The following is a 21,114-nucleotide window of genomic DNA, read 5'->3' as shown; positions in this document are numbered from 1 at the left end:
TTAAAACAAAATTACCTCGAAATTTCCATCTTAACCTTTTTGCCTTTTATTTTTTCGGCTTTCACCTGCTTTACCACAGCTTCTATCTTATCGCGTTTAATGGCAGCGTACGATGAATAATCAAGCACTTCTATCAGGCCGAGATCATCCTTTGCCAGCCCGCCTTTTTTAAGCAGCAGGCCAACTATATCCACCTTGTTTACCTTATCCTTTTTCCCGGCGGCTATGTACAGGGTAACCCAGGGCGAGGCCGGCGGAAGGATCAGCTTTTCGGGCAGTTCTTCAATCTCGGGCAATTGTTTCAGGTATGGTAGTTTTTCATCAGGCGTTAACATCAGGTATGAGGTGCCTTTGGCATTCATCCTGGCAGTGCGGCCGTTGCGGTGCAAAAAAGCCTCCTCGTTATGAGGCAACTGGTAATGTATCACATATTCTATTTCGGGGATATCTAATCCACGCGAAGCCAGATCGGTGGTGATCAGCAAACGGTGACTCCCGTTCCTGAATTTGAGCAGCGCACGTTCACGGTCGTCCTGTTCCATGCCGCCGTGAAAAATATCGTGCTCCAGGCCTTTGTACCAAAGCAGCTCGCTGATGCGATCTACCGCTTCGCGGTGATTACAGAACACAAGTGTGGCTTTATTGCCAATTTTACAGATCAGGGCAAACAACGCGTCAAGTTTATCGGCAGCTTCGCTTATCACCGCCTTCTGCTTAATATCGGGAGCCGATTGGGTGTTGGTTAAAAAGTTAACCTCTTTAGGTTGGGTGATACCGGTAAAAGCTGGAATTTCGCCCATTTTAGTGGCCGACGTAAGGATGCGTTTATTGATAGCCGGCAATTGCCTGATGATATAAGCCATATCTTCCTGAAAGCCAAACTCAAGCGCTTTATCAAACTCATCAAGCACCAGGGTATTAATAGTTTCGGTTGCAAAGTTCTCTTCCCTTAGATGAAAAGCTATCCGCCCGGGCGTACCCACCAAAACAGCGGGTGGATGCGACAGATTATTGCGTTCAATTTTAACCGGGTGGCCCCCGTAACAGCAGTTTATTTTAAACCCGGTACCCATCGCCCGCCAAACCTGTTCTATCTGCAAAGCCAGCTCGCGCGAGGGTACCAGGATCATCACCTGTACTGTAGTTACATCGCTTTTAAGTAAACCGAGTAAAGGCAATAAAAAACCCAGTGTTTTGCCCGATCCGGTTGGCGATAGCAAAATTACATCGCCCTTTTTGGCGGCACTAAGCGCGGCAAGCTGCATGGGGTTAAGGGCAGTTATGCCGAGGTTACTGAGCGCCTGATCTATCATGAGATTTTTTTTGTTGAGCGGCAAAGATACGGTAAATATTTTGGCCGATAACACGCAGGTTTAAGCGTCCACACTTAACTAAAAAACGGGATCATGGACGCCCCCGTTTCCGTACTTGCGAGCGAAGAACCGCATGCGCTCGCATACTTTTTTCATCTACCTCTCTGCCAACGCGTTCAAATTATGCTTTATAAACCGGGCTACCTTTTTTGCATCCTGATGGCTCAGGTTGCCCATACAGGTATATTCCCATTCGTGCATGTTATCATCAAAAACAATATCGCCAAGGTCTGTTTCTCCTTCAAGTAAACTAAAAACACCTGTGGCATAAGTATTGGTTCCGGGTATTTGTTGTTGCACCGGTTCGATTACAATATGACGGATACCATCATCAGTATCCAGGTCAAAAATAACAGGTTGTTTCATGTACTAAATACAATAAACGGACTGTTTTGTTTAAACACTTGCGCTACAGTTAATTTTTTTACCAGCCCATCAGGTCTAATACCCGTTTAAATTCTGGTTGAACTTCGGCCCCTATTTTAACCTCGTGGCCGGTAGCAGGGTGCTTAAAGCTCAATTCGCGGGCATGCAACAACATGGTATTCATCTCCCAGCGTTCTAAAAAAAGTTTGTTCTGTTTGTTACAACCATGGGTACGATCGCCTATTATGGGATGAAAAACGTGACTCAGGTGCTTGCGTAGCTGATGCATACGCCCCGTAGTAGGCGTAGCTTCCACCAGCGAATACCTTGAGGTTGGATGTTTGCCGAAAGGTACATCCAACTCGGCCCGTTTTAAGGTAGTATAGGTTGTAAAGGCATCCTGCAGCGTACCGTTTTCTTTTCGCAGCGGATAATCGATATCCTCTTTATCGGGCGTGTGCCCGCGTACAATGGCAAGGTATTTTTTGCTTACCTCGTTTTCCATAAAGGCCTTTTGCATGGCAATCTCGGTTTGCTTATCAAAAGCAAAAAGCAAAATACCGCCTGTTTTGCGGTCAATGCGGTGAACAGGATTTACCTTCATACCTATCTGGTCGCGAAGCAGTTGTAACGCAAATTCGGATGCATCGGCGGCTATAGATGAGCGGTGCACCAGTAATCCGTGCGGTTTATTGATGGCTATAAGGTGTTCATCGCGGTATATGATCTCTAACATGGCGTTTTGCAAGGTGCGAAGTTAAAGTTTTTTATGCTGCAGAGATGTATCACATGCGCCTCCCGCTTACAAATAGTGCTATGCTTGGCTTGGTGTAAAGCCTGTCCTACGGGAGACGTATGTGATGCGTCTCCTATGTTTGTCATCAAATAAAAAAGGGAATAAATTAGAAATCTTAAGTGAAAAGAATGAGAGTTGGGTCGCGTCTAAACAACTTTTATAGTATGTACATGTAGAGATCAGGCCTCATTCTTTTTACCTTTTAGAGTCTGAACAGAATGTAAGGAATACAGCAGGTCTGTATATTCAGGATATCCGACCAGGAGACAAGACGAAGAAAGGTTGTTCACTTAAGAAAATACAAACCTAATAAGTGATGGCAAAAATTTTAAAACAGGTAGCAGGCATTGATGTAGCTCAAAAAGAGTTGGTAGTTTCTCTTGGACGTATGGATGATTCTATTGAACCAGATATCTATGCTTTCAAAACATTTGCCAATAAACCATCTGGGTTTTCTGCTTTAGAAGTATGGATAAAGAAACATACGGATAAACAGGTAAAGGTCCGGTTTGTAATGGAAGCAACGGGCGTTTATCACGAAAAATTAGCGTATCATCTTTCAGGCCTGGGCTATGAAGTAAGTATTGTACTTCCTAATAAGATCAACAATTATGCTAAGTCACTCGAAACAAAAACGGTCACCGACAAAACAGCATCACAGGCTATCTGCCAGTTTGGACTGGAAAAGAAGATTAGTTTATGGCAACCACCAAAAAAAATATTCAGAGACCTTAAACAATTGACACGCGAAAGGAATCAGATAATCGCAGAACGTACGGTAGCTAAAAATCAACTGCATGCAGAAAATGCAGAAGCGTTTCCCAACGAAAGAAGCATAGCCAGGCTACACCAACGCATCCGGTTATTCAATGAACAGGAAAAGGAAATTAAAGCAGACCTCGCTGAAATAATCAAAAAGGATAAGGAATTGGTTGAAAAGATAAACAATATCAGCACAATACCAGGGGTTGGGAAGCTTACAGCCATAATTACCATGGCAGAAACCAATGGCTTTAACCTGATTAAAAGTAAAAAGCAAATCGAAAGCTATGCGGGATTTGATGTAAAGGAAAAGCAATCCGGCTCATCGGTAAAAGGAAAATCCAAAATATCAAAAAGAGGGAACAGGCACTTACGTAAAGCCATGTATATGCCGGCATTAGCAGCCATCAGGCATGACGATCGCTTTAAAGCTGTATTTATTCGGCTGGTAAGTAAACACGGTATTAAGATGAAGGCAGCTGTTGCGGTACAAAGAAAGCTACTGGGGCTCATCTATATCGTTTGGAAAACTGATATTAAATATGATCCCAAATTCCTGAACAAAGTAACAGAGAACGAAAAAGTAGTTATAAATAGTTAGAGCGGTGACATCATAAGATGAACCGCCCTAATCTGGCTGGCTTGTGCCGCCTTAATAAACAAATCTAAAAATTATTTGATGTTAACACAGAATCTCTACAGAATCAATCTTTTTAAATCCGTTTCAAAAGTCTATCTATCTAAAAAAATAATTTGAAATAGTTTCCCTTTTCCTATCTTTAGTTGCACCCTAAATCAGTTAAAACCAATGGTTACCACAGCAACACAGGCAAGCGCCAAACAGGCCGACGATATTAACGCCGCCCCTACCCGATTATTCTCGTTAGATGCCCTGCGCGGCTTTGATATGTTTTGGATTATGGGTGGCGAAGAGATCTTTCACGGCATGGCCAAAGCTACGGGCTCGCCGTTTTGGGGTGCCATAGCCAACCAGTTTACCCATCCCGACTGGAATGGTTTTCACCTTTACGATCTGATCTTCCCGCTGTTCCTGTTTATGGCCGGCGTATCCACCCCGTTTTCGGTGGGCCGCGAATTAGAAAAAGGCAAATCGAAACAACAACTATTATTAAGGGTGATAAAACGGGCGTTTATTTTAGTGCTGTTGGGCCTTGTGGTAAATAATGGCTTAAAAATAATGCCTATTTCTCAAATCCGCTTCCCCAGCGTACTGGGCCGCATAGGTATAGCTTATATGTTTGCCAACATCATTTACCTGTACAGCAAAGAGCGCTGGCAAATGTTCTGGTTCGGTTTTTTTATTATAGGATACTGGTTGCTGCTTAAGTTTACATCGGCACCAGGCTTCCCAATGGGCGATTTAACCATGCAGGGCAATTTTGCTTCCTTTGTTGACCGGAGCATTTTGCCCGGCAGGTTGTATTTAGGTATTCATGATCCGGAAGGCCTCTTTTCAACTATTCCCGCTATCAGTACAGGCATTCTGGGAATTCTTACCGGTACGTTACTCAAAAAAGGCGGGATAACCCAAATGCGCAAAGTGGCTACAATGTCGGTAATAGGCGTAATATTCCTGATCCTGGCGCAAATTTGGAACCTGGATTTCCCTATCAACAAAAACCTTTGGACAAGCTCGTTCGTGCTGCACGTAGGCGGTTTAAGTTTACTGCTGATGGCTTTGTTTTATTATATTATTGATGTAAAGGGCTATCAAAAATGGGCCTTTTATTTCAGGGTGATAGGCATGAACTCTATCCTCATCTACATATCAGGCCATTTCATTAAATGGGATTATACCACCGAAGGCTTTTTTGGATGGATAGGCCAACTGGTTGGCAACCCGTATAATATTGTGGTAATGGCTATTTGCTATGTGATGGTGAAGTGGGTGTTTTTGTATTATTTGTATACGAAGAAGACATTTTTGAGAGTCTGATCAGGATAATGATTGCGTTGATGTCATAACCAGGATTTGGGTGGATTTTTAGGATAAGCAGGATTTTGTCTGAACAGAAAAAAATCAACGCAATCAGCGTAATCAAAATAAATCAACGGTCAAAATCAGTGTAATCCAAAAAATAAAAAAATCAGCGAAATCAACGTAATCAAAAAAATCAACGGTTAAAAGACTGCTGCTCTTCCTTAGTCAAATAAGTCCAGGCCATAATGCGGCTCACTTTTTGGCCTTGCGACATGTTGATGGTTTGCACATCCTTAACTCCTTCCTTTTGAAGGGCGTTATATAATACCCTGAGGTTTTCTTTTTTAGATACCAGCGTAGTGAACCAAAGTACCTGCTTTTCAAATACCTTGCTTTGACTGGCCATAAGCTTCAGGAAATTAGCTTCTCCGCCGGGATACCAGAGCTCGGTATTTTGGCCGCCGAAATTCAGCACCCGTTGTTTCTCCTTTCGCAGCCCAAGATTATCCCATTTGCGGGCCGAACCTTCTGCCGCCTCTTTAGCCGAGGCATGAAAAGGCGGGTTACAGATAGTGAGATCAAACAATTCGCCGGGTTTGATGATGCCTTTAAAAATATCCGCCTTTTTGCTTTGCTGCCTTAGTTCGACGGCGAGTTTTAGATGGGTGTTTTGTTCGATAATTTTTTGTGCCGATGCCATGGCTTCCAGGTCAAGTTCGGCACCAACAAAATTCCAGCCGTATTCTTTAAAACCTACTATAGGGTAAACCAGGTTGGCACCGGTGCCAATATCCAGCACCCTCACCTTGCGGCCTTTGCGTACTACACCATTATTAAAAGAAGCCAGCAGGTCGGCTACGTAATGGATATAATCAGCCCGGCCCGGAATTGGCGGACACAGAAAACCTTCCGGGATATCCCAATCCTTTATACTATAATAATGTTGTAACAGCGCCTGGTTCAGCGTTTTTACAGCAGCCGGGTTGGCAAAGTTGATGGTTTGATTGCCATAATCATTCATCCGCACAAAAGGGCGTAATGCAGGCAGTGTTTTTATTAATGCCTTAAAATCGTAACCCTCGCGATGTTTGTTGCGGGGATGCATATTTGTTTTAGCCTCGGGCGGATTGTTGGGTGCTGATGATGACAATGGATAGCGTTTTTAATATATATAATTAACCTACAATTGTTTTCAAATCGGCAGGCGAATAATTGATAGATTTTAATGTTTTATGATCGGCGGTACGGTATACCAGGTAAAGGCCGTCAATTTCTTTATAATAAGCGTCTGTATCTGATTTTGCTTTGTAGTGCGCGATGGTAGCTTCGGCTTCTTCAACAGTTTTGCAGGCTTTGCTCATGTTTGAGCGGTGTACCTCGTCAAACAGTTCTTTAAATTTCGAGCCTAAACCAAACTCCAGTACTGCGCCCGATAATACATATTGCAAATCGCAAAGTGCGTCGGCCACTTCAACCATATTGTTATCATTAATAGCCTGTTGTAATTCCTTCAACTCTTCGGCAATAAGTTCAACACGCAGGTCTGAACGTGATTTTGAGGGAATAGCCGGCTTTTCAACAATAGGATGTTTAAAGGTGCTGTGAAATTCAGCAACCTGGGTTAACGCGCTTAAATCTTTGATCATGGTTATCTGAGGCAAATAAAATTAAGCAGCTAAGGTATGAATTAACCCACAGGCCGTCAAAAAATTAATATCAACGGTACGGATAAATATCCGCATCAATATCCAGGAGTAATAGTATTTAATTTATTATCGGCGCTGAATATCAATTAATAAAAACTTAACAAACCTAACAGTTGTTAACATAAATATAATATTAAACAAACTTTATTTTAACCTAAATTTGCAAATCAAAATAAAAATTCGCCAAACTCAAAGGTTTTATAATCCGTTCACATGAAAAATATAAAAGATAAAGCAGCTACCAAACAAGCCCGTAAAGCATTAAAAAAACAGTTAAAAGACAAGTTAGTACTCCAAATAGAAACTCTTGTAAGCGAATTTGGACCCGATATTAAAAAAGCCAAAAAAGCCATCGACAAAGCTTCAAAAAACCTGGCTAAAACTTTAGCTTCAAAACTCAGTCCGGTAGTACATGCGGCTACTGTTACCGAAGCACCAAAAGCAAAAAAAGAAAAAAAAGCTGAGGTTATAGCTGTGGCAGAAAAAGCACCGGTGGTTGCAACACTCGCAAAAACGCCGGCAAGCAAAAAAGTTAAAGCCGCAGAACCTGAAAAAACTGCTTAAGCTTTAAAAAGAAGAAACAGAGTAATGTTTCGTTTATTTTTCTATCCTAAAAGCCAATTGATTAACGTATCAATCGGCTTTAACTATTAACTGATCTCATACTTTTAGCCGTCCGGTTTTTTTCCGGGCGGCTTTTTTGTTACAGAATGTTTTTAAATAACAGCGGCCTTGTAACTTTACCGCCGGATATAACTCTAAACTTACAATTTGTTAAAGCTTGTTAAAAAAGCACGAATGTTAAATTTGTGCATTTTTTTAACATAGCATTGCAGATAAAATAATGCCTGCACCAAACCCGCATATAGCCCATACAGACGAACAGCTTTTGCAGCTGATGGCCAGCGACAACCGCGATGCCTTTACCGAGCTGTACAACAGGTATTGGGATAAAACCTTTGCGGTGGCCTACCATCGTTTGGATGATGAGCTTGAGGCAGAAGAAGTGGTGCAGGAAGTATTTTTAAGCCTGTGGCAGCGGCGCAGGGAGTTAAAATTAAACTACACCCTGGCTACCTATCTTTCGGTAGCTGTAAAATACCGGGTAATTAACCACCTCGACAGGCAATACCGCCGCGAACAACACCTGGATGAATTGAGTTTCTGCTTTGATGAAACTCAGGATAGCACTACACAATGGCTGGAAGAAAAAGAGCTGCGCGAAAGGATCGAACAAGGTATTAGCCAACTGCCCGAAAAATGCCGAATTGTATTTTTACTAAGCCGGGATGAAAATAAAACTTACGCCGAGATAGCTGCCGAACTGGGCATCTCACAAAAAACAGTGGAGGCGCATATGAGCAAAGCGCTTAGCTCGCTTCGCCAGTCGCTTGGGGTTTCGGTACCGGTGCTTATTTTACTGTTGAGTTAGTTATAGTAACCTACCATTGCCTAAAAGCCCCTTACTTTTGTCGCGATACCGCCCTGCGGTATTGAACGGCATGTGCTTATCTTTATCAAAACCAAACAAAATCATCCATGAGAAACGTGATCTGCGCTTTAAACATCAGCATAGATGGTTGCTATGACCATACCAAATTAAGCGGCAACGAAGAATTACACGAATATTTTGCCAACCTGATGAAAGGTGTGGATCAGACAGTTACGGGCCGCAAAATGTACGAGTTGATGACGCCCTATTGGGATGAGGTAGCCCGCACACAATCCGGAACAAAAGGAACCAATGAATTTGCCAATGCCGTTACCGCCATCCCCAATATTGTGGTTTCCCGTACGATGGAAGAGGTAGCGGGCGGTCCGCGCATCATTCGTGATAACCTGGAGGCGGAAGTACGCAAATTGAAGGAACTTCCGGGTAAAAAGATCTCGATAGGTGGCATGAGCCTGCGCTCTCAGTTGATGGAGATGGGATTGATCGATGAGCTTTACATAGTGGTACAGCCGGTGATAGCCGGATCGGGACCGCGATTATTTGATGACATCAGCCTTAAGGAGGTTATGAAAATGGAACTGGTGGATACAATAGTGATGAAAAACGGAAACGTGGCCTTGCATTACCTGAAACGTTAATTTTTTAATGCATGAGACGCATCACATGCGTCTCCCGCGTGCAAATCAAACGTACTAATCACGGTTGCTTGTGCTGAGGGAGACACAAATGATGTGTCTCTACAAAAAGCTTTACTTCGCCTTGCCCAACCTCAATTTAATACCCCCGTTCACTACAAAGCCATCAAGAGGCGCGTAAATATCTTTAAATGTAGGGTCGGTGAGACTGCCTGTATAAACCGGGCCAAATTTGGTTTGCCGCGTATTGGTAAGGTTTTCAAAATTGATGAAGATGGAAAAGCCCTCCCAAATTTTCTCGGCCATAAAACCTGCTGTCCAGTAGGCCCGTCCGCGTGTGCCATCATTTAATTGCTGCGGGCCAAAGTAGTAGGCTTCGGCACCCAGCTTCAGTTTGTCTTCAATTTCGTAAACCAAAATATTATTTAAACGGTTGCGCGATACCAGCGGGTAATTACCAAAACTGTTACCGGTATGCTGGCTTACATCGGCCAGGGTATAACCCAAAAACAGCTTAAAATTATTATAAGTTATTTTAACATTGGTTTCCATTCCTTTGGTGTTCAGATCGCCGGGGGGCTGTGTGTATTGCCAGTTACCATTGGCCAAAGGCATCAGGATAATAGGATTATCAATACGCGTATAAAAAAACAATTGGTTAACGCTTAAACTAACCAGGTTATCAAAAAGCCCGGTACGGTAAGTGATATCATAATTAGCACCATATGATCGTTCGGCCCTGGTATTATTTACATCTATCGGCAACACATTTCTGAAAGATAAACGCTCGGCATCTTCGGTAAAAACACTTGGCGCTTTATAACCCAAACCGCCGCCTAACCTGCTCGAAAAATGCGAACTGATTTTATAAAGCGCTGAGATACGCGGTAACACAAAGGTGCCGTAGCGGTTATGATGGTCAATACGCAGGCCCGATTCAAGAATAAATTTTTGCGTAACATTCCAGGTGTTTTGAATGAAGCCGCCTATGGTATGATAATCGTAACTACGCAGCGGAAAACTGCTATTGGCATCCTCGTTAAAATGATCGGTAAGGAAATTTAAACCGGCTACCCAATCGGTTTTTTCACCGTTATAGGCATAATTGGCTTCGCTATAGGTTGATGTTTGCTTGCCCGAAAAACGGTAGCCAGGCAGGGTGATTGCGCGATCAAAATAACTCAGACTGTTTTTTAAGGTGATCTTCTCCTTGCCTGATAGCTTACTATCTAACTGAAGCTGCGAGCTGTAGCGGCCTGTTTTATTTTGTTCGAAATAAGTATGCTGTGCGTCTCCCCTGCCTGCCAAATATTCCATATCGCCGCCGATGCGGTTTTCGATAGTACTGTTTATGCCGGCAATAAGGGTTGTTCCATCATTAATATAAAAAAACAACTTAGGATTAAGGGTATAACGATTATACCGCGGAATAGCCGAAAGGCCCGTGCCCGATGGATCATAAGCCGTGCTGTGATTATAAGCTGCATAAACTGTGGCACCTGTTGTTTTAAACTTTTGCGAATAGAAACCGCTTGCATCCAGGCCCAGGGCCGAGGTTCCGTTCAGTAAAAAATCAAGCCGGGGTACATCGGTTGGTGTTTTTGATACCAGGTTTACCAAACCGGCTATTGCGCCGCCACCGTACAGGGTTGACGACGAGCCTTTAATTACTTCCACCTGTTTCAAATCAAGCGGGGCAATCTGCAGCAAACCCAATCCGCCCGAAAAACCGGAATACAGGGGAAAGCCATCCCTGATGATCTGCGTATATTTGCCATCCAGCCCCTGGATGCGGATGCTCGAGTTACCGCTGGTTGCCGATGTTTGCTGGGTTTGGATGCCGGTACTTTCGGCCAGCAGCATGCGGATATCGCCGGGTTTCATGTTGCCTTTTTCATCCAGTTCTTCGCCGGATATAACCTCAACACGGGTTGGGATATTGGCAATGGTGCGGCTGCTGCGTACTGCGCCTACTACAACCTCCGTAAGTTCGGCTCCCTCTCCTTTTCCTTCGGGAGATAATAATATTTCTATTGGCGAGGCTTGCGGTAGCGGGAAAGTTAAAGTATCGAGCCTTGGTTCAAAACCTATATAGCTAAACCTGATAACCTGTTTGCCATCGGGGATATTTTTTAATGTGAGCAACCCTGCGGTATCGGCCAAACCTCCGATAGTTGTATTTAAAACGCCCGCGGTTGCTCGGGGCAGTGGTTGGTTTGTTTTGGCATCTTTAACAATGGCCCTAAATGTATTTTGCGAATATGCCGCAACAGTATATAGCAGTGCTATGATCAGCACATATATTTTTTTCATTAAATTGTGTTTAAGTTAATACCGAATGATGGCCATAACGCCGTAAAAATGATATATTAACCTATTTTGGGCGGCTGCCAAACAGAAAGTGCCACCGACTGGATAAGCGGCTGGTTATAGCGGGAATAAACAACGGAAGCAGTTTGGGCAACAACAACCGTGTTAAAACTAAGCGGTTTTGAAACAATAAAGCCCACGCATGAACCGCAGGTAAAAAAGGGCGAACAGCCGGGGCATTCCTTTTCTTTCGCAGATTTGCCGGCATGTTCTTTTTGGGGAGAAAGCTGTGCACGGCAGTCATAATCTGAGCAACAGGGCTTAGCTGTAAGCACAAGTACAAAAACAGATAATAACAGGCACAGTAGTTTCACGGGGTAAAAGTAATTATTCATCTTCAATTACATCCCGAAAAACTGTTTTTTCATTTTCCGGTTATCATATCAATTTTCACTTCTGTAACGTTTTGCCAAAAACAACGGTCTTTTAATCATGAACCACATCCGCTTCTACTTCTTGTTTGTTTGCCTTGTGCTGCTGTTATCAGCATCCGGATCAGCATTCGGCCAGGACGCATTGCCGGCCAGGAATGATACCGCGGTTTATTCTTTATCCCCTATCATGGGCGAACAGCGCACACTCTGGATCCATGTTCCGGCAGATTATTACACTTCTGCCAACACATATCCTGTATTATACCTATTGGATGGTGATGCCCATTTCGGCTATGCCTCGCAGATGACAGATTTTTTGGCCGGGCATGATCGTAACCGCATTCCTGAAATGATAGTAGTGGGAATCGTAAACATTGACAGGCAGCGTGATTTCTCGCCGGTTTATGCCAAAAAGCCGAATGGCAGCGCCGATAGCACCCGGATAGTGCCAGATACGGGTCTTGGTCGTTTTGCCCGTTACTTAAAAAACGAGGTTGTACCTTACATAGATAGCCATTACCGGGTACAACCCTACCGGATTTTGGCAGCCCATTCGCTTGCCGGTTTGCCGGCCATGTATACTAAAGAAATTTATCCGCAGTTATTTTCGGCGACGGTTTTAACAAGCCCGGTGCTCTCCGGTCCGCTGGTACGTAACCTGGATGCTTTTTTAAAGGCTGATCATCCGCATAATGGTAAATTGTTTATTGGGATAGGGAATGAAAACACTTCGGCGGTTGATGCCTTGATTAAGCGGATCCGGGAGCAGGCACCAGGCTGGTTTGAATGGAGCAACGCACAATACTCCGGCGAAAACCATTTCACTGTACCCTACACCATCCTGTTTGATGGCATTAAATTCATTTACCGCAGCTGGTTTCTTGATTACTATGGCAACGAAAGCGTTACCATGCAGGATATAAACAGTCGCTTTGCCAGGCTATCTGCGGAGTTTGGTTATGCTATCACCCCTAATGAAGAATACCTTAACAACTGCGGATATTACCAACTTCGGTTAAAGCATATCGATAACGCGATAGGGATTTTTGAAGAGAATGTTAAACAGCACCTTGATTCATTTAATGCCTACGATAGTTTGGGCGAAGCCTATATGAATGCAGGCAACAAAACGCTCGCCATCAAAAATTACGAGAAATCCATCCGGTTAAATCCCAATAACGATGGCGGTAAGCAAATGCTCAAAAAGTTAAAAAAACAGTAAATAACATTTCTATTCGTTGCAAAAAGCCTGTTCAAAACAAAAATCATCCCCGGCAAAAATATTTTTCATTTTCCACTAAGGGTATCTTCAATTATGGCTGACTATATGTGCAAAAGGTTGAAAGATCAGCAACGATGGAAAACAATACCTACAATGTAAAAGAGCTTGCCCACAAATTAAAACAAGGAAGCATTACCCCGGCCGAAAAAATTTGGCTTGATGCCTGGTACCTTAATTTTAACGATGAGGAAGTTCTGCTATCAAACTCAAAACACCAAACTCCCGAACAGCTGCGGGAAAGTATTTTGGCTAAGATAACCGCACAAATGGAAACGCCGGCACAACCCGCGCGCAAAGTGGTTAGGCTATGGCGAAACATTGCCGCCGCTGCAGCAGTGGTACTGTTAATTACATTTGCCGCGCTTTACAAAAACGAAGTATTAAACATTGTCGATCCCGCCAAACAGGTTGAATTGACGGTAGCTCCCGGCAAGCATAAACAGATCAGCCTGCCCGATGGTACCCGCATCTGGCTTAGCCCCGGCACGCATATCAGCTATCCGGATAAATTCCGTGCTAAAGAGCGATTGGTAACATTGGAAGGTGAAGCATTTTTTGACGTAGTGCATGACGAAGACCATCCCTTTGTGATTCAATCCGGCCAGCTTAAAACCGTGGTATTGGGAACCAGCTTCAACGTAAAAGCCTACCCGGATCAGATCATATCTGAAGTTACCGTGGTAAGCGGCAAAGTGGGCGTGCAGGAACACAACCTGCCCAAAAGCCAGCAGGTTATCATGACGCCTAATCAGCGGGCTATCTACAATAAAAACAACCGGTTGTTAGTAAAGGAAGATTATCCCAACGCATCCGAATTTCTTGCACAACGCACCGGTTTGTTTAGTTATGATGGCGCGGCTTTGCAAACCGTTATTGATGACCTGTCATTACAGTATGATATCCACGTAACCCTCGCACCGGGTATTGCTAAAGCAGGTTTCTACGGCCATATCAATACCAACGAAGCCGTTGATAAAACCCTGGATAAACTTTGCGCCGTTATGGACCTCCGTTGGAGCAAAACCGGGAACGAATATCATCTGCAACCGCTGCCACCGGTCAATTAACTTTTTCAATTAAAAAAATCCCCCAAAAGGAACAACAACACAACAATTACAGCATTTATGAAAACTAACAAAACGGCATGGCCTACCATGCTGATTGGCAGAATAACGCGGCTCTCTGTCCGAACGGTGCTCTGCATATTACTGCTCAGTATAGCCCATCCTATTTGGGCCGATGCGCAAAATCCATTGGATAAACCAGTTACCATCAGCTTAAAAAACGAGCCCTTAAAACAGGCTTTAGATAAAATAACAGCAGCATGCGGCGTACGCTTCACTTATAATGAAACAGTTGCCAAAAGCACCATAAAAATCAGTATTGAAGCCAACAACCAACGCCTTGGCGATGTATTGCGCACCGCATTTGCAGCACAACCACTTACATTTACGGTGCTTGACCAGGAGGTATTGATAAAGTTTGACCCGGCGAAAGCAAAAAAGTCGGCAGCCGCGCCGGCCGACTGCAAATACACCATAAGCGGCACCATTAAATCAAAACAAACCGGCGAAACCATTATAGGCGCAAGCGTTAGGGTGGTGAACGGCAACATGGGCACATCAAGCAACGAGTACGGATTTTATTCGCTCACCCTGCCTGCCGGCGATTATCAGCTTTCGGTAGGCGCTATGGGCCAAAAATCGATGGTGATACCGGTATTATTAAGCAGCAACCAACGCTTAAATATCGAGCTGGAAGATAACGCCCAGCAACTTACCGAAGTAACCATTAAAGCTAAACCGGCCGGAGCGCGCGATTTGAGCAGCCCGCAAATGGGAGTTGAACACCTCAGCATCCAGGAAACCAAAAACATCCCGGTATTGCTTGGCGAACGCGATGTGATCAAAACCATCCAATTACTGCCCGGCATTAAATCTGCGGGCGAAGGCAGCGGCGGCTTTTACGTTCGCGGCGGCGCGGCCGATCAGAATATGATCCTGTTGGATGAGGCACCTGTTTACAATGCATCACACCTGTTGGGTTTCTTCTCCACCTTTAACTCCGATGCGATTAAAAACATCAGCATTTACAAAGGCGATATGCCTGCCCAATACGGCGGCAGGCTCTCATCGGTACTGGATATTAAAATGAATGATGGTAACAACCAGAAATTTGGTGTAAGCGGTGGCATCGGGCTAATTGCAGCCCGGGTTAATGCCGAGGGACCTATTCAAAAGGGCAAATCATCCTTCCTGATCTCGGCGCGGCGCACTTATGCCGATTCATTCCTGGCCTTATCAAAAGATAGCGTTGCTAAAAACAGCCAGCTGTATTTTTATGATCTAAATGCGAAAGCCAATTATGTTTTGGGTGATAAAGACAGGTTATTTCTTTCTGGATATTTTGGCAAGGATGTATTGAGCGCTGCCGATATTGCCGGTATAAACTGGGGCAATACCACAGCAACCCTGCGCTGGAATCATATTTTTAACAGCCAGCTATTCTCCAACACCTCGCTTATTTACAGCAATTACGATTATAAGCTGAACATTAAGCAGGATGTGAACGAGTACAATATCTACTCGCAAATCCGTGATTTTAACTTTAAGGAGGATTTGCAATGGTATGCAGGGCAAAACAATACAGTAAGCTTTGGGGTAAATGCTATTTACCATACCATTAAACCGGGCGAAATTTCGGCCACGGGCAACTCGGGCGTCATATCGCAGAGTCTGGAAAATCGTTACTCGCTCGAAAATTCGGCCTATATCAGTAATACCTGGCGGGCTACAGACCGGTTTACTTTAACTTACGGTGTACGCTTATCGGCCTTCACCATTCTTGGCTCGGGTAATTATTATACGGTTGATGGCGATGGCAATATCACCGGCGCAACGCATTACAATTCGGGCCAGGCAGTAAAAACCTATCTTAACCCCGAGCCCCGTGTAGCCGCGGCTTTTCAGTTAAATGATATCAGCTCATTAAAAGCCTCTTATGCCCGCAACGCGCAAAACCTGCACCTCATCTCCAACTCAAACGCGGGCTCGCCAACAGATAAATGGGTGGCCAGCACCAACCTCATCAAACCCGAACTGGCCGACCAGTTTTCGGTAGGTTATTACCGCGATTTCAACAAGCATAACTACGAGTTTACGGTTGAAAGCTATTACAAAAAGCTGCAAAACCAGATTGATTACCGCAACGGCGCCAACGTATTCACCAACCAACCTATCGAAACACAATTGCTTTACGGAAAGGGCCGGGCCTATGGTGCCGAATTTTTACTAAAGAAAAAAACAGGCAGATTGAGCGGCTGGATCAGCTATACGCTTTCCAAATCTGAAAAAATGATCGACGGTATCAACAGTAATCAATGGTACAATGCCCGGCAGGATCGTACGCATGATATTGCCATTGTAGCCATTTATAAAGCCAGCGACAAATGGACATTTTCGGCCAACTTTGTGTACTACACCGGCGATGCCGTTACTTACCCCACCGGCAAATACCAGGTTGACGGTGTAAACTACTATTACTACACCAATCGCAACGCCGACAGGATTCCGGCCTATCATCGCCTCGATCTGGGTGCAACCAAACAGCTCAAAAAAACAGCTAAAATGCAATCAGACTTAACATTTAGTTTGTATAACGCCTACGGAAACCCTAATGCCTACCGCATATTTTTCCGCGATAATAAAACTGATCCAACCCGTACCGAGGCTGTGCGCACCACACTGTTCACCTTTGTGCCATCAGTTACCTATAACTTTAAATTTTAAGCCGATGAAAAACACTATAAAATATATTATACCCCTGCTGATAGCAGCCACACTAAGTGCCTGCGAAAAAGCCATCGACCTGAAACTGAAAGACAGCACCCCGCAATATGTTGTTGAAGGCGTGCTCACCAACGAAGCGGGCGGCTGCAAAGTACTGCTCAGCAAAACCAAAAACTTTACCGACAACAATAATTTTAACGGAATTGGCGGGGCCACCGTAACCATTGCCGATGAAACCAATACCTATACACTCAGCCCTACATCTGCCGGCATCTATCAAAACAATACCCTAACAGGCACCCCCGGCCATACTTATAAATTAAATGTAAGTGTTGACGGCAAAACATTCACATCAACCTGTACCATGCTGCCGGCTGTTAAGCTGGATAGCATTTACCTGGTTAAGGATGAACTGATTAACAATAAAGACGGCACCCCGCGCAAATACGTAACCGCGCAATATCATGACCCGGCCGGGGTGAAAAACTACTACCGCTTTGTACAATATGTAAACGGTCGCAAGGAAGAAACCATTATGCTGGAAGACGACGAGTTTACCGACGGGCAGGACGTGAATAACAACCTGCGCTTCAGCAATGACAACGATAACCCGGCACGCGATATCCGCCCCGGCAATGAGGTAACCATAGAGATGTTCAGTATTGACCAGGCTGTTTACAAATATTTTTACAGCCTGAGCAATAGCGCCAATGGCGATGGCAACAATGCTGCGCCTGCCAATCCGATGACGAATATTAAGGGTGGAGCATTAGGATATTTTAGTGCCCATACGGTGGAACGGAAGAAGTTGACGGCTCCGTAAGCCCCCCATGACGGACGTATAAAATTCTGAAATAGCTGGTTCAAGCTTAGCGAAAACACAGCCAAACTCTATAATCGTGAAGATATTCTGTTTACGCGGTTATAGAGTTTGATGCGATTAAAAGCACACGTGGGTTACCCGATCACCCCTTGTTTAGGCTTTCAAAAAGCTCAGCGAAGCGCTTCGGGCTATCAAAAAGCTCATCTACTAAATAAAAGCCCTGCATTTCAGAGCTGGTGTGTTTTAGTAAGACAATTTTTTTATCGCCAAAAAAACGTTCATTGATCTCTTCTGCTTTAACGGTTCTTATATCTAAAGAAACTATGATCGGCTTATTTCCGAACAATTTAAATGTTTTTAAATTAAGTATATCGTCATCAATTGATAAGCTTTGTACAGTGTTATTAATATACTTTTTCCTTAAAACCAACGGCGAATAATAAAAAGCACCTATTGTTATAAGTATAGGCGGAGTTAAGATATAAACACAATTCCATGTAACGCCAACCATCATCATGGTGCATACTGAAAAGAAGATCAGGAAAGCAGGGCCCAACACAAAAATACTGATTGAGGTATCTTTCTGCCATTTTTCAAAAAACAAATCACCGGTTTGATTTACGGTCAATTCGATATTCATATGTACCACAAATATTATAAATCCCTTTTAAAAATCCCCCTTCTCCCATCATTCAAATATTTTCATAAATTTAGCATGTGCAAGATTACCTTTTATTCATCGATACCGAAACTTCGGGCCTGCCCATTAAGTGGGATCAGCCTTATTGTAATAACGATAACTGGCCCTACGCGCTGCAGGTATCGTGGATAGTGTACACCAAAGATGGCCGCGAGGTAAAACGGGAAGATCATTATATTAAAGACAATGATTTCACTATAAGCGAAAAGGCATTCAAGGTACACGGTCTTACTCCTCAATTTTTATTGCAGAATGGCGAATGGCGCAAAGATGTAATGACCAAACTGGCCGATGATTTAATTCATTTTGAGCCGCTGGTAGTAGGCCATTTCATTGAACTTGATTTGAACATTGCAGGGGTAGAGTTTTACCGTACCGGGATTCCAAATCCGCTGGATAACCTGAAAACATTTTGCACCATGCTGGCCACTACCAAATGGGTACAAAACCCGCAGGCCAAATACCTCCGCCTAAATCAGCTATACGAAGTGCTGTTTGGTAAAACTTTAGACAGGCAGCATAATGCCATTGAAGATGCTGAAGCTACCGCCGAATGCTTTTTTGAAATGGTAAAACGTGGTGATATTAATAATGACAGCGTGGAGCACCAGGAGGTTTACCTGCAAAAAATCCGTTCGGAAAAAAAATACCTTTTGCCGGCGGCTATCGTTTTAATATTGATCATCATTTTAGCTGTTTGGATCCATGGTTCAACGTCTTGAATTTTTAAGCAAGGTTGCCCCTTTTAACCTGCTACCGCAGGAGGTGCTGGAGGAAGTTGCAGATCAGCTGCAGGAGATCCGCTACAGCAAGGATACGCTCATTTACCAACAGGAAGTAACCAAAATGCGCGGCGTGGATATCATTGCTGAAGGCGAATACGAATCTTTTTTTTACGATAGTAAGCAAAACAAACGCCTGTTGGAACATCATTATCCGGGTTATTGCTACGGCGGCATTTCGGTATTGTTGAACCGCAAGCAATCCATCCGCACGGTTATAGCTAAAAAAGGCACCACAGTTTTCTTTTTACACCGCAAGGATTTCCGTTCGCTTTGCAAAGCTTACGAGGAGTTTTTTCAATACTTCACTTCCGATTTTGGCAAGCGGATGCTGAATGATGAGTTTGCCCATTTTTATAAAAAGCCCGCAACTTTTGAGGAAAGTTATATTGCTTCGGAACAACTGTATTCGCGCAAAATTGAGAATATCGAATACCGTGACATCGTTTCGTGCAGTGGCAGTACTCCTGTTTTTGAAACAGCCCGGCTAATGGCCAAACACAAGGTAAGCTGCATTTTTATCCGCGATGCGCAAGGTAAAATCGTTGGCTATGTAACCGATATCACCCTGCGCGATAACGTGATAGCCAAACAGGTTGATACCACGCAGCCGGTAGCCAGCGTAATGGATAACCCCATTGTTTGCATCAGCACCAACGCGTATGTTTATGAGGCTATTTTAATGATGTTTCGCACCAAAACGCGTTACCTGCTTATTAAAAACGGCGATGAGTTTGTAGGCAGCATCAGCAGGAACAAATTACTGGCCGAGCAGGCGCAATCGCCGCTGGTGTTTATCCAGTCGGTTAAACAGGCTATCTCAGTACAGGAGTTGAAACGTAAATGGGAATCGGTACCGCAGATGGTAACCCAATTACTTGGCCGCGGCGTTAATGCCGAGATTGTGAACCAGGTAATCACCACCATAGCCGATACTATTGCCATTAAAGTAATTGAAAGCGTTATTGAAACCATGGGGCAGCCACCTGCCAAATTTGTTTTTATGGTGTTGGGCAGCGAAGGCCGCAAAGAGCAAACCTTTAAAACCGACCAGGATAATGCCATCATATACGAAGATAAAGCCAACGAACACCGCGAACAGGTACGCGAATATTTTTTGAGCTTTGCCCAGCAGGTATCCGAAAAGCTTGACCATATTGGCTTTAGCTTTTGCACCGGCGGCTACATGGCCCAAAACCCCAAATGGACGCACTCGCTTTCCCATTGGAAACGCAACTATGAAAGCTGGATGACCGAGGCGGTACCCGAAACAGTAATCCAGTTCTCCACCTTTTTCGATTGTCGATACCTGTACGGCGAGGCCGGTATAATGGACGAACTGAAGGATTTTTTGGATGAAGAATTGCAAAAACCATTAGGTAAGATCTTTTTCCACCTGGCTAAAAATGCATTGCAGTACGAGCCACCGTTAACCTTTTTCAAAAACATCAAAACATTCACCAAAGGCAGCCAGGAGGTTTTCGACATTAAAAAATCGATGACGCCTATTGTTGATCTGGTGCGTGTGTATGCCTTACGCCATCGTATTTTTGAAGTTAATACCGGTGAACGTTTGAAAGCTCTGAAAGAAAAAGGAGTATTTAACGAGCAGGAAGCACACGAGCTCACGCAATCCTATTACTTTTTAATGAGCCTGCGCTTAAGAAACCAGGCCTCCCAAATTATCCAGGACCGCACCGAACCCGATAACTATATCGACCCTGATAAACTCACCAAAATTGAAAAGGTAGCGCTCAAAGAGATTTTCAAAACGATTGATAACTTCCAGACGAGGATAAAGCTGGAGTTTACCAATAATTTGTTTGGGTAAACCCTCCCCCACCGTCATGCCGATTACTTTTTCGGCACGACGGGCGGAAATAATGACCACGCAGCTTGTTGACACGCATTCACTAAGTTCGCCGCCTACCTATCCGGTGTCGTACTGAAGCAAACCCGGCA

The 21,114-nt window shown here is 44.0% G+C and carries 19 protein-coding genes; 11 read left to right on the top strand and 8 right to left on the bottom strand.

All coding sequences use genetic code 11. The features are described 5' to 3' along the window. Positions 1-11: 11 nt before the first annotated feature. From HYN43_RS04595 to HYN43_RS04585, 3 genes are all read right to left on the bottom strand, one after another. Positions 12-1,313, bottom strand: a complete 1,302-nt coding sequence (locus tag HYN43_RS04595; RefSeq protein WP_119409255.1) for a DEAD/DEAH box helicase — start codon at positions 1,311-1,313, stop codon at positions 12-14. A 156-nt stretch (positions 1,314-1,469) separates the two neighbouring features. Continuing rightward, positions 1,470-1,739 carry a hypothetical protein gene (locus tag HYN43_RS04590; protein ID WP_119408330.1) on the bottom strand — a complete coding sequence of 90 codons (270 nt, stop codon included), beginning with the start codon at positions 1,737-1,739 and terminating at the stop codon, positions 1,470-1,472. Positions 1,740-1,797: 58 nt separating this feature from the next. Next, positions 1,798-2,475 (bottom strand): pseudouridine synthase, encoded by a 678-nt coding sequence (locus HYN43_RS04585; protein WP_119408329.1) that lies wholly within the window; start codon positions 2,473-2,475, stop codon positions 1,798-1,800. Between the two features lie 376 nt (positions 2,476-2,851). Here HYN43_RS04585 and HYN43_RS04580 point away from each other — a divergent pair, with 376 nt between their 5' ends. Together HYN43_RS04580 and HYN43_RS04575 are read left to right on the top strand one after the other, a co-directional pair. Then, positions 2,852-3,898 carry an IS110 family RNA-guided transposase gene (locus HYN43_RS04580; protein ID WP_119406621.1) on the top strand — a complete coding sequence of 349 codons (1,047 nt, stop codon included), beginning with the start codon at positions 2,852-2,854 and terminating at the stop codon, positions 3,896-3,898. Positions 3,899-4,105: 207 nt separating this feature from the next. Next, positions 4,106-5,254 carry an acyltransferase family protein gene (locus HYN43_RS04575; protein ID WP_119408328.1) on the top strand — a complete coding sequence of 383 codons (1,149 nt, stop codon included), beginning with the start codon at positions 4,106-4,108 and terminating at the stop codon, positions 5,252-5,254. Between the two features lie 178 nt (positions 5,255-5,432). On the opposite strand, the gene rlmF is transcribed toward HYN43_RS04575, so the two are convergent. Continuing rightward, positions 5,433-6,389, bottom strand: a complete 957-nt coding sequence (gene rlmF, locus HYN43_RS04570; RefSeq protein WP_245447156.1) for a 23S rRNA (adenine(1618)-N(6))-methyltransferase RlmF — start codon at positions 6,387-6,389, stop codon at positions 5,433-5,435. A 25-nt stretch (positions 6,390-6,414) separates the two neighbouring features. Beyond that, complete coding sequence (locus HYN43_RS04565) at positions 6,415-6,885, bottom strand: pyrophosphohydrolase domain-containing protein (RefSeq protein WP_205589869.1); 471 nt, start codon at positions 6,883-6,885, stop codon at positions 6,415-6,417. 273 nt (positions 6,886-7,158) lie between these two features. Between HYN43_RS04565 and HYN43_RS04560 the strand changes: the two genes are divergently transcribed. From HYN43_RS04560 to HYN43_RS04550, 3 genes are all read left to right on the top strand, one after another. Beyond that, entirely contained in the window at positions 7,159-7,509 is a 351-nt protein-coding gene (locus HYN43_RS04560; protein ID WP_119408327.1) for a hypothetical protein, read from the top strand. A gap of 280 nt (positions 7,510-7,789) precedes the next feature. Next, positions 7,790-8,377: an RNA polymerase sigma-70 factor gene (locus HYN43_RS04555; protein ID WP_119408326.1), complete on the top strand. Its 588-nt coding sequence runs from the start codon at positions 7,790-7,792 to the stop codon at positions 8,375-8,377. A 107-nt stretch (positions 8,378-8,484) separates the two neighbouring features. Further along, on the top strand, positions 8,485-9,036 hold the full coding sequence (locus tag HYN43_RS04550) for a dihydrofolate reductase family protein (RefSeq protein WP_119408325.1): 552 nt from the start codon (positions 8,485-8,487) through the stop codon (positions 9,034-9,036). A gap of 111 nt (positions 9,037-9,147) precedes the next feature. Here HYN43_RS04550 and HYN43_RS04545 read toward each other — a convergent pair whose 3' ends face one another. Together HYN43_RS04545 and HYN43_RS04540 are read right to left on the bottom strand one after the other, a co-directional pair. Then, the gene (locus HYN43_RS04545; protein WP_119408324.1) at positions 9,148-11,346 is read right to left on the bottom strand and encodes a TonB-dependent receptor; all 2,199 of its coding nucleotides are present in this window, start codon (positions 11,344-11,346) and stop codon (positions 9,148-9,150) included. Positions 11,347-11,402: 56 nt separating this feature from the next. Further along, positions 11,403-11,717, bottom strand: coding sequence for a hypothetical protein (locus tag HYN43_RS04540; protein WP_162996315.1), 315 nt, complete (start codon positions 11,715-11,717; stop codon positions 11,403-11,405). A 118-nt stretch (positions 11,718-11,835) separates the two neighbouring features. On the opposite strand from HYN43_RS04540, the gene HYN43_RS04535 reads away from it, so the two are divergent. The 4 genes from HYN43_RS04535 to HYN43_RS04520 all read left to right on the top strand — a co-directional run bounded on the left by HYN43_RS04535 (position 11,836) and on the right by HYN43_RS04520 (position 17,670). After that, on the top strand, positions 11,836-12,999 hold the full coding sequence (locus tag HYN43_RS04535) for an alpha/beta hydrolase-fold protein (protein WP_119408322.1): 1,164 nt from the start codon (positions 11,836-11,838) through the stop codon (positions 12,997-12,999). Positions 13,000-13,133: 134 nt separating this feature from the next. Beyond that, positions 13,134-14,126, top strand: a complete 993-nt coding sequence (locus HYN43_RS04530) for a FecR family protein (RefSeq protein ID WP_119408321.1) — start codon at positions 13,134-13,136, stop codon at positions 14,124-14,126. A 57-nt stretch (positions 14,127-14,183) separates the two neighbouring features. Next, positions 14,184-16,847, top strand: a complete 2,664-nt coding sequence (locus tag HYN43_RS04525) for a TonB-dependent receptor (protein WP_245447154.1) — start codon at positions 14,184-14,186, stop codon at positions 16,845-16,847. Between the two features lie 4 nt (positions 16,848-16,851). Next, positions 16,852-17,670, top strand: a complete 819-nt coding sequence (locus HYN43_RS04520) for a DUF4249 domain-containing protein (protein WP_162996314.1) — start codon at positions 16,852-16,854, stop codon at positions 17,668-17,670. A 142-nt stretch (positions 17,671-17,812) separates the two neighbouring features. Here the strand turns inward: HYN43_RS04520 and HYN43_RS04515 are convergent, their stop codons facing one another. Next, positions 17,813-18,310: a hypothetical protein gene (locus tag HYN43_RS04515; RefSeq protein ID WP_119408319.1), complete on the bottom strand. Its 498-nt coding sequence runs from the start codon at positions 18,308-18,310 to the stop codon at positions 17,813-17,815. Positions 18,311-18,387: 77 nt separating this feature from the next. On the opposite strand from HYN43_RS04515, the gene HYN43_RS04510 reads away from it, so the two are divergent. Both HYN43_RS04510 and HYN43_RS04505 read left to right on the top strand, forming a co-directional pair. Further along, complete coding sequence (locus HYN43_RS04510; protein WP_119408318.1) at positions 18,388-19,092, top strand: 3'-5' exonuclease; 705 nt, start codon at positions 18,388-18,390, stop codon at positions 19,090-19,092. After that, positions 19,076-20,983: a DUF294 nucleotidyltransferase-like domain-containing protein gene (locus tag HYN43_RS04505; RefSeq protein WP_119408317.1), complete on the top strand. Its 1,908-nt coding sequence runs from the start codon at positions 19,076-19,078 to the stop codon at positions 20,981-20,983. Before HYN43_RS04510 ends, HYN43_RS04505 begins: the two co-directional genes overlap by 17 nt. Positions 20,984-21,114: the final 131 nt, after the last annotated feature.

This window comes from Mucilaginibacter celer (genome assembly GCF_003576455.2).
Classification (GTDB): domain Bacteria; phylum Bacteroidota; class Bacteroidia; order Sphingobacteriales; family Sphingobacteriaceae; genus Mucilaginibacter; species Mucilaginibacter celer.
The sequence above is the reverse complement of the archived record's forward strand: the minus strand, read 5'-3'. Positions and strand labels throughout refer to the sequence as shown.

Excerpts from the sequence above, each read along its gene's own strand:
- HYN43_RS04595 (WP_119409255.1), bottom strand. The coding sequence starts at position 1,313 with ATGATAGATCAGGCGCTCAGTAACCTCGGCATAACTGCCCTTAACCCC.
- HYN43_RS04590 (WP_119408330.1), bottom strand. The coding sequence starts at position 1,739 with ATGAAACAACCTGTTATTTTTGACCTGGATACTGATGATGGTATCCGT.
- HYN43_RS04585 (WP_119408329.1), bottom strand. The coding sequence starts at position 2,475 with ATGTTAGAGATCATATACCGCGATGAACACCTTATAGCCATCAATAAA.
- HYN43_RS04580 (WP_119406621.1), top strand. The coding sequence starts at position 2,852 with ATGGCAAAAATTTTAAAACAGGTAGCAGGCATTGATGTAGCTCAAAAA.
- HYN43_RS04575 (WP_119408328.1), top strand. The coding sequence starts at position 4,106 with ATGGTTACCACAGCAACACAGGCAAGCGCCAAACAGGCCGACGATATT.
- HYN43_RS04565 (WP_205589869.1), bottom strand. The coding sequence starts at position 6,885 with ATGATCAAAGATTTAAGCGCGTTAACCCAGGTTGCTGAATTTCACAGC.
- HYN43_RS04560 (WP_119408327.1), top strand. The coding sequence starts at position 7,159 with ATGAAAAATATAAAAGATAAAGCAGCTACCAAACAAGCCCGTAAAGCA.
- HYN43_RS04555 (WP_119408326.1), top strand. The coding sequence starts at position 7,790 with ATGCCTGCACCAAACCCGCATATAGCCCATACAGACGAACAGCTTTTG.
- HYN43_RS04550 (WP_119408325.1), top strand. The coding sequence starts at position 8,485 with ATGAGAAACGTGATCTGCGCTTTAAACATCAGCATAGATGGTTGCTAT.
- HYN43_RS04545 (WP_119408324.1), bottom strand. The coding sequence starts at position 11,346 with ATGAAAAAAATATATGTGCTGATCATAGCACTGCTATATACTGTTGCG.
- HYN43_RS04535 (WP_119408322.1), top strand. The coding sequence starts at position 11,836 with ATGAACCACATCCGCTTCTACTTCTTGTTTGTTTGCCTTGTGCTGCTG.
- HYN43_RS04530 (WP_119408321.1), top strand. The coding sequence starts at position 13,134 with ATGGAAAACAATACCTACAATGTAAAAGAGCTTGCCCACAAATTAAAA.
- HYN43_RS04525 (WP_245447154.1), top strand. The coding sequence starts at position 14,184 with ATGAAAACTAACAAAACGGCATGGCCTACCATGCTGATTGGCAGAATA.
- HYN43_RS04520 (WP_162996314.1), top strand. The coding sequence starts at position 16,852 with ATGAAAAACACTATAAAATATATTATACCCCTGCTGATAGCAGCCACA.
- HYN43_RS04515 (WP_119408319.1), bottom strand. The coding sequence starts at position 18,310 with ATGAATATCGAATTGACCGTAAATCAAACCGGTGATTTGTTTTTTGAA.
- HYN43_RS04505 (WP_119408317.1), top strand. The coding sequence starts at position 19,076 with ATGGTTCAACGTCTTGAATTTTTAAGCAAGGTTGCCCCTTTTAACCTG.